The sequence below is a fragment of the Tsukamurella ocularis genome, assembly GCF_965138335.1.
Taxonomy (GTDB): domain Bacteria; phylum Actinomycetota; class Actinomycetes; order Mycobacteriales; family Mycobacteriaceae; genus Tsukamurella; species Tsukamurella ocularis_A.
On sequence record NZ_CBCSDV010000034.1, the window covers coordinates 33,597 to 41,545 of the forward strand.

Sequence of the window (7,949 nt, forward strand, 5' to 3'; positions counted from 1 at the left end):
GGAGTGCGAGTGGTCTCGTCGCGCCGTGTGGCAGTGCTGTTGGCCTGCCTGCTCATCGCGCTGATCGCCGCGATGTGGCTGGGCGTGCTCATGGGCACCGTCCGCATCCCCTGGCAGGACTCGACGCACTACGTCTGGGCGTTCCTCACCGGCGGCGTCGTCGACGCCGAGCACGCCACGCACTACCGGATCGTCGCCGACTCGCGGATCCCGCGGGTGCTCAGCGCCGCCGTCGTGGGCGCCGGTCTCAGCGGTATCGGCGTCGCGGTGCAGGCGATGGTGCGCAACGCCCTCGCGGACCCGTACGTGCTCGGCATCTCCTCGGGCGCGTCCGTCGGCGCGACGACGGTGGCGCTGTTCGGGGTGCTCGGCACGCTCGGCCTGTACGCGCTGCCGACCGCCGCGTTCCTCGGCGCGCTCGGCGCGACCGCGCTGGTCTACCTCATCGCCTACCGCGGCGGCGGGCTGACGCCCCTGCGGCTCGTCCTCACCGGAACCGCTCTCGCGTACGGCTTCTCGGCGGTCACCACCGTGCTGGTCTTCCTCGCGCCGCGCGGCGACGCCGCCCGCACGGTCATGTTCTGGCTGTTCGGCAGCCTCTCCCCCTCCACCTGGCGCACCACCGCACTGCTCGCGGTCACGGTCGCGGTGGGGCTGACGACGCTGCGGTACGGCGCGCGCAAGCTCAACGCGCTGGCCCTCGGAGACGAGGTGGCGATCTCCGTCGGGCTGTCGGCCTCCGGCTACCGGTCGGCGCTGTTCGTGCTCACCGCGGCGATGACCGGGATCATCGTGTCGGTGTGCGGCGCGATCGGCTTCGTGGGCCTCGTCGTGCCGCACGTCGCCCGGCTGCTCGTGGGCGCCGACCACCGCCGGGTCCTCGTGATCGCGCCGGCGCTCGGCGCGGTCTTCCTGGTGCTCGCGGACATCGCGGCCCGCACCGTCGCGCCGCCGCAGGAGCTGCCGCTCGGCGCGATCACCGCCGCCGTGGGGGTGCCGCTGTTCATCGCGCTCATGCGCCGCAGGCCGGTGGGCAGCGCATGATGCGGGCGACAGGTGCCGACTCCTCCCACGATCTCACCGTGGGCGGTGCGTGATGCGGGTCGACTACCACGGCGTCTCGGTCGAGCTGGGCGGGCGACGCATCATCGAGAACCTCAGCCTCACGGCGGAAGCCGGCGAGTTCATCGGCGTCGTGGGCCCCAACGGCAGCGGCAAGTCGACGCTCCTGCGGTGCGTCTACCGCGTGCTCACCCCCGCCACCGGGACGGTCACCGTCGACGGGCGGGACGTCACCGCCGTGAGCCTCGCCGAGAACGCGCGACAGGTGGCGGCGGTGATGCAGCACGCGCCCTTCGACATCGGCTTCACCGCGCGCGAGATCGTCGAGACCGGCCGCCTGCCGCACCGGCGCCGGGGCGTCCCGCTCGCGGCGCACCGCCGCGCGGTCGACGGTGCGCTCACCGCCGCCGGCGCGGCGGACCTGGCCCGGCGGGACTTCGGCACGCTCTCCGGCGGCGAGGCGCAGCGGGTGCTCATCGCCCGGGCCTTCGCGCAGGAGCCGCGGGTGCTGGTGCTCGACGAGCCGACGAACCACCTCGACGTCCGGCACCAGTTCGCGGTACTCAGCGCCGCCCGTGACCTCGACGTCACCGTCATCGCGGTGCTCCATGACCTCAACCTCGCGGCCCAGTACTGCGACCGGCTGTACGTGCTGTCCCAGGGGGCGCTGGCCTGCTCCGGCAGCCCGGCGGAGATCCTCACGCCGGCCGTGCTCCGGCGCTACTTCGACATCGGGGCGCACGTCGTGCCCCACCCCCGCCTGGGGGCGCCCCAGGTGATCTTCGACGAAGGACCATGACATGAAGCGACTGCCCCTGCTGCTGCTCAGCGGCGCCCTGCTCGCCGGCTGCGGCGCGACGGTCGAGGACGCGGCGCCGTCGAGCCCGTCCGGGGCGCCGGCCACCGTCATCAACTGCGGCGCCCCGCTGACGGTGCCGCACCCGCCGACGCGGGTCGTGGTCAACGACACCGGGACCGCGGAGATCCTGTTCGCGCTGGGCCTCACCGACCGCATCGCCGGGTACACCACCTACGACGGCAAGCACGTCGACTACACCACCTCGCCGTGGAGGGCGGACTTCGACCGCGCCCCGAGCCTCGGCACGGCCTTCACCCGCGAGACCATCCAGGCGGCCCGGCCCGACTTCGTCTTCGCGGGCTGGAACTACGGCTTCAAGGAGACCACCGGCGTGACGCCGGACTGGATCCGGGAGATCGGTGCGGTGCCCTACCAGCTCACCGAGGCGTGCCGCCAACCCGGCGGCACGAAGCGGGGCGTCATGCCCCCGCTCGACGCGCTGTTCCGCGACCTCACCGACCTGGGCACCCTGTTCGGGGTGCCGGAGCGCGCGGAACGGCTCGTCGCGGAGTACCGCGCCCGCGTCGAGAAGGTGCGCGCGGGCGCACCGTCGGGAAGGAGGGCGCGGGTCTTCCTGTTCGACAGCGCCTCCCCCGATCCGTTCACGTCGGGGCGCACCGGCACGCCGCAGGCGATCATCGAGAACGCGGGCGGCGAGAACGTCTTCGCGGACCTCGACGACTCGTGGACGACGGCCTCCTGGGAGGCCGCGGCGCAGCGGGACCCGCAGGTGATCGCGATCGTCGATTACGGGGTCGGGCCCGAGAACACGCCGGCGGCGAAGCTCGCGCAGCTGCGCTCGCAACCGCTCATGGCGAACACGACCGCCGTCCGCGAGGGCAACGTCGTCGTCATCCCGTACGCGGGCTGGGTCGAGGGCCCGCGCACGCCGGGCAGCGTCGAGACGCTCGGCCTGTACCTGCGCTCGAAGGGCTTCTGACAGCAGAGAGCCGGACCTCCCCCCGAAGGTCCGGCTCTTCGTGGAACTCTGCTACGTCGCGGGCTTCTCGATCTTCACGTCCTTGCCGAAGTCGGTGAGGTTCAGCGTGATCGGCAGTTCCTTCAGCTTGACCTCCATCCGCGTGACGTTCGGCTTGGGCTGCGGGTTCGCCGAGGCGTCGAAGACGATCCACAGGGTGATGGGCAGCGTGGCGCCCGCGTTGCCGCGGGTCGCGATGTCGGTGATCTGCGGCAGCAGCGGGTCCAGCACCTGCGTGGCCACGGTGCCGGTGACCTTGACGGTCTTGAGGCCGTTGGCGGTGTCCTTGCCGTCGACCTTCGGGTTCTGCACCGAGTCGAGGATCTTCGCCAGCCCCTTCTCCATGTCGAGGATGACCGCCGGGTCGTAGACGCCCTTCTCGCCCGTCTTGCCCATCGGCTGGTACTTGGCGCCGCCGAGGTTGGCGTACATCACGCCGTCGATCACGACGAACTTCGTCTGCACGTAGTTGTCCTGGAAGCGGACGTTGGCGTCGCCCTGCGCCGCCACGCGCTTGGTGTCCTTGAACGAGATGATGTCGCCGTTCACGCTGGTGACGGGCAGGCCCTGGATGCCCTTGTCGACGGCGAGCGTCAGGTGCTCGGAGTACGTCTCCCGGGTGGCCAGCGCCGCGTCCTGCACGATCTGGACGGTCGGCAGACCGCTCGCGTCGACCGAGGGCGCGGCCGTCGGCGAGCCCGAGGCGCCACTCGCGGCGGCGGCGGTGGTGGTCGTGCTGCCGCCGTCGTCGGTCTTCTTGTCAGCACAACCGGTGAGCACCAGCGCGCCGGCGGCGAGCAGCGCAACAGCCGCCCGCGATGCCTTGAGGTTCATGGGTTCCCCCCTGGAATCTGTCCGGGCGGAACCGCCCGGGGCCGAATGAAAGGGCGGAAGTCCCGCCCTCACGATGAAGTATGCATGAATTCCGGAGCCGATCGAAGCATTCTTCTGCGTCGTTTCCGGACAAATCGGACACTGGAAGGTAGCGGCAAGCGCACCTTCAGCGATCCATTAGCGTGACCGGAGACGGTCTACACAACCGCCGAATCCGGCAGTGTTCAGGAGGAACCAGAAGTGTCGATCAATTCCACCCCGCCACCGGCGCCGGCCGAGCGCGGCGCGGCCGACCCCGGCCCCCGCGATCTCGAGCGCGGCACCGACCCGGGGCGCGGAGGCGGCGCAGGTCAGGACGGCGCTTCCGGTCCCGACGGGCGCGATCCCGGGCGCCGTCCCGCCGGCCCCCGCGGCCGCGATTTCGATACCGAGGGCGGCGATCCCGGGCCCCGCGATCTGGGTCGGGAACCCGGCCCCGGCGGCGGACCGCAGTTGTCGAACGTGTGGGTCTACAAAGGCCGCGCCTACGATCTCTCGGAATGGATCAACAAGCACCCGGGCGGGGAATTCTTCATCGGGCGGTCCAAGAATCGTGACATCACGTCGATCATCGGCTCGTATCACGCGAATCCCGAGAAGATCGAGAAGATGCTCGAACGTTTCGCGCTCGACCGGGACGCCCGCGTCGAGGACGTGCACCCGAAGAACAATGCCCCGGCCTTCCTCTTCAAGGACGGATTCGACAGCTGGCGCGATACTCCGCGCTATCGGTTCGACGATCCGAAGGATCTGCTGCACGCCGTCAAGGCGCGACTGCGCGATCCGGCGATGAAAGCCCGCGTCAAGCGCATGGACCGCTGGTTCAACATCGTCGCCGCGGCGCTGGCCGTCGCGTACGTCGTGGTCATCGCGACCCGGCTCGGCGTCCCCTCGTGGATGCCGATCTGGCTGTTCGTGCTGCTCATGGTGATCCTGCGCAGCTCGCTGGCGGGCTTCGGCCACTACGCGATCCACCGCGCGCAGAAGGGCGCGACGAAGGTGCTGGTGAACGCCTTCGACATCAACTACGTGGCCCTCTCCTTCGTCACGGCAGACGGGCACGCGCTGCTGCACCACCCGCACACGCAGAGCGAGGTGGACATCAAGAAGAACGTCTTCACCATGATGATGGACATTCCGCGCTGGTACCGGATCCCGATCCACACGCTGCACAAGTTCGGGCACACTGCGACGGGGATGACGATGCGGCTGTTCGAGATCGTCAAGCTCACCCGCCAGGTGGGCGTCGCGGACATGTACGGCTCGCTGCGCGGCGCGCTCCCGCACTTCATCGGGGCCTTCGCGATGCGCGCGCTGCTCATCGGCGAGTTCTTCCTGTTCCTCTTCCTCGGGGACGTGTGGGCGTGGGTCGCGCAGTTCGCGGCAGTGCTCTGGGTGAGCACCTTCCTGGTGGTCGCGAGCCACGACTTCGAGACCGACGTCGACGAGCTCCCCGAGGTCGAGACCGAGGACTGGGCGGTGAACCAGCTCAATCAGGCCTACGACCTGTGGATCTCGGGCAACCGGTACGTCGACTGCTTCCTCTCGGCCGGCCTGTCGAGCCACCGCGTGCACCACGTGCTGCCGTATCAGCGCAGCGGCTTCGCCAACATCGCGACCGAGGAGCTGATGGCCGAGGAGGCGGCGAAGTTCGGCGTCGAGTGGCTGCCGCGCCGCAGCTTCTTCTTCGACCGCCTGCCGGACCAGGTCCGCACCTTCCTCGGCAGCAAGGCCCGGCCCGCGCAGGAGCAGGGCCACGGCTTCTTCCGCGAGCACTTCTCGCCCGAGGCGCTCAAGACCTCGGGCTCGTACGTCGTCGCCGGTTTCACCGGCGTCGGCACGGTGTAAGGAGATCACCCATGAACGTCCAGGAACAGAGCCGGGAGCACAGCCCCGTCGTCCCCCAGCCCGCCTGGCTGGGTGCGCCGCCCGCGCCGCCCACCTCCGTCGCGGTGATCGAATCGCTGGCGACGAGCTCGCCCGCGCAGACCTACGGGCAGGCCGAATCGGCCGACCGGGTCGCCGCGCGGTTCGACGACCCGCGGCAGGCGGAGCGCATCCGCCGTGTCTACGCGAAGACCCGCGTCACCGAGCGCCACCTGGCGATCGACCCGCTGACGCCGGAGTTCGCGGAGTTCAGCACCCGCCCGGACACCGTCCGCGAGCGTATGGACCTCTTCTACGAGCACGCCGCGCCGCTGGCGATCGAGACCGCCCGCCGCGCGCTCGGCGCCGGCACCGAGCACGCGATCGATCCCGCCGACATCGGCCAGCTGGTCTTCGTGACCAGCACCGGCTTCCTCGCGCCCGGCGTCGACGTCGCGGTGATCCGCGCGCTCGGCCTCGCGCCGCAGACCAGCCGCGTGGTCATCAACTTCATGGGCTGCGCCGCCGCGATGAACGCGCTCCGCGTGTCCACCGACTACGTACGGGCCCACCCGGACCGCAAGTCGCTCATGATCTGCCTGGAGCTGAGCTCGGTGAACGCCGTCTTCTCCGGCGACCCCAACGACGTGGTGATCTCCAGCCTCTTCGCCGACGGCTGCGGCGCCGCCGTCATCGGCGCCAGCGAGGTCGGGCACCCGCTGCCGAGCGGCCGGATCGTCGTGCGCGACACCTTCACCCACCTGCTCGACGGTGCCGAGGACGGGATCGTTCTCGGGGTCAACGCGAACGGCATCACGTGCGAGCTCGCCGAGTCGCTGCCGCAGTACATCGTGAACGGCGTCGCGCCCGTGGTCGACGCGGTGCTCGACCGCAACGGCCTGGGCCGGGAGGCCATCGCGCACTGGGCCATCCACCCCGGCGGGCCGAAGATCATCGAGTCCGCCGCCGCGGCGCTCGGCCTGCCCGAGGAGGCCTCGCGCACGAGCTGGGACGTGCTCGCCGAGCACGGCAACATGCTCAGCGTCTCGCTGCTGTTCGTCCTCGAGCGCCTCCTGGCGCAGGTGTCCGACGGTGCCGGGCGCCCCGCCCCCGGGGCCGACGGGGCGGCACCGTCGACGGGCATGGCCTTCTCCTTCGCACCCGGCGTGACCGTGGAGGGCTTCCTCTTCGACGTCGTGACCGCCGGCGAATGAGCACGCCATGAAGCTCTTCAAGTTCCTGCTCTCGATCTCGCCCGCGGCGATCGCCGCGGCGGTGGTCGCGGGCCTGATCGCCGGCGGCGCGAACGCCTACCTGCTCACTCTCATCAACGGTCTGGTCGCGCCGGGCCCGATGCCGACGGTCACGGTCACGCAGTTCGTCCTGACCGCCGTCGTCGTGGTGGTGGCGGGGGTGGCCTCGCAGCTGATCCTGCTGCACCTCGCGCAGGCCGCCGTGTACCGGCTGCGGGCGCGGCTGTCGCAGCGCGTCCTGGCGGCGCCGCTCGAGCACATCGAGCGGCTCGGCGACCACCGCCTCCTCGCGACCCTCACCGAGGACGTCCGCTCCCTGTCGATGGCGGTCTCGGGCATCCCCGGGCTCTGCATCGACCTCGCGACGATCATCGGCGCGCTGACCTACCTCGCGACCGTCTCGGGCACGCTGTTCGCGGTGTCCGTGGCCGGCACGCTCATCGGCATCGCCTGCGTGGAGACGGTGCTGCGGCGGGTCCGGGAGACCTACCGCCGGGCCCGCGAGCTCGACGACGCGCTCATCGGCTCGTTCCAGGAGGTCACGCACGGGATCAAGGAGCTCAAGCTCCACCGCGCACGGCGCACCGACTTCCTGGACCGCAAGCTGCTGGGCACCGCCGAGGACCTGCGCCGCAAGCACGTCGCCGCGGGCACCCGCTTCGCCGGCGGGCAGGCGCTGGGCCAGGTGCTGCAGCTGGGCACGATGGTGCTGATCCTGTTCGTCCTCGCCCGGGCGATGGAGCTGCCGCGCGAGACGATGATCGGCTACGTGCTGGTCACGACGTTCCTGTCGATGCCGATGCAGAGCCTGATGCACCGCATCCCCGACCTCCTGCGGGGCGACGTCGCGCTCGCGAAGATCCGCGGCCTCGACCTCTCGTTGGAGACCCCGCGCGACGAGTCGGCGCTCCCCTACGAGCCCCGGCCGCTGTCGGACGGCACCGTCGAACTGCGGGGTGTCGGCTACGAGTACCTCCCCGAGCCGCCGCCCNGCGCGCACGGCNCCGGCCGGCCGCCGCGCGGGGGCCCGGGAGGCCCCGGCGGCCCCCCGCCGCAC

At 71.1% G+C, this 7,949-nt stretch carries 7 protein-coding genes; 6 read left to right on the forward strand and 1 reads right to left on the reverse strand.

From position 1 onward, the window contains the following. Positions 1-3 precede the first annotated feature (3 nt). The 3 genes from ACNAYW_RS21670 to ACNAYW_RS21680 are packed head-to-tail and all read left to right on the forward strand — an operon-like array spanning position 4 to position 2,861. Positions 4-1,044 carry a FecCD family ABC transporter permease gene (locus ACNAYW_RS21670; RefSeq protein WP_458629863.1) on the forward strand — a complete coding sequence of 347 codons (1,041 nt, stop codon included), beginning with the start codon at positions 4-6 and terminating at the stop codon, positions 1,042-1,044. Between the two features lie 52 nt (positions 1,045-1,096). Then, positions 1,097-1,861 (forward strand): ABC transporter ATP-binding protein, encoded by a 765-nt coding sequence (locus ACNAYW_RS21675; protein WP_415851712.1) that lies wholly within the window; start codon positions 1,097-1,099, stop codon positions 1,859-1,861. A gap of 1 nt (position 1,862) precedes the next feature. Next, positions 1,863-2,861: an ABC transporter substrate-binding protein gene (locus ACNAYW_RS21680; protein ID WP_415851707.1), complete on the forward strand. Its 999-nt coding sequence runs from the start codon at positions 1,863-1,865 to the stop codon at positions 2,859-2,861. A 51-nt stretch (positions 2,862-2,912) separates the two neighbouring features. Here the strand turns inward: ACNAYW_RS21680 and ACNAYW_RS21685 are convergent, their stop codons facing one another. Then, positions 2,913-3,734, reverse strand: coding sequence for an LppX_LprAFG lipoprotein (locus ACNAYW_RS21685; protein ID WP_415851708.1), 822 nt, complete (start codon positions 3,732-3,734; stop codon positions 2,913-2,915). Positions 3,735-4,190: 456 nt separating this feature from the next. Here ACNAYW_RS21685 and ACNAYW_RS21690 point away from each other — a divergent pair, with 456 nt between their 5' ends. The 3 genes from ACNAYW_RS21690 to ACNAYW_RS21700 all read left to right on the forward strand — a co-directional run. Further along, positions 4,191-5,621 carry a fatty acid desaturase gene (locus ACNAYW_RS21690; RefSeq protein WP_415851713.1) on the forward strand — a complete coding sequence of 477 codons (1,431 nt, stop codon included), beginning with the start codon at positions 4,191-4,193 and terminating at the stop codon, positions 5,619-5,621. An 11-nt stretch (positions 5,622-5,632) separates the two neighbouring features. After that, positions 5,633-6,853 (forward strand): type III polyketide synthase, encoded by a 1,221-nt coding sequence (locus ACNAYW_RS21695; RefSeq protein ID WP_415851709.1) that lies wholly within the window; start codon positions 5,633-5,635, stop codon positions 6,851-6,853. A 7-nt stretch (positions 6,854-6,860) separates the two neighbouring features. Next, a partial coding sequence (locus tag ACNAYW_RS21700; RefSeq protein WP_415851710.1) for an ABC transporter transmembrane domain-containing protein occupies positions 6,861-7,883 on the forward strand: 1,023 nt, incomplete at its 3' end. Positions 7,884-7,949: the final 66 nt, after the last annotated feature.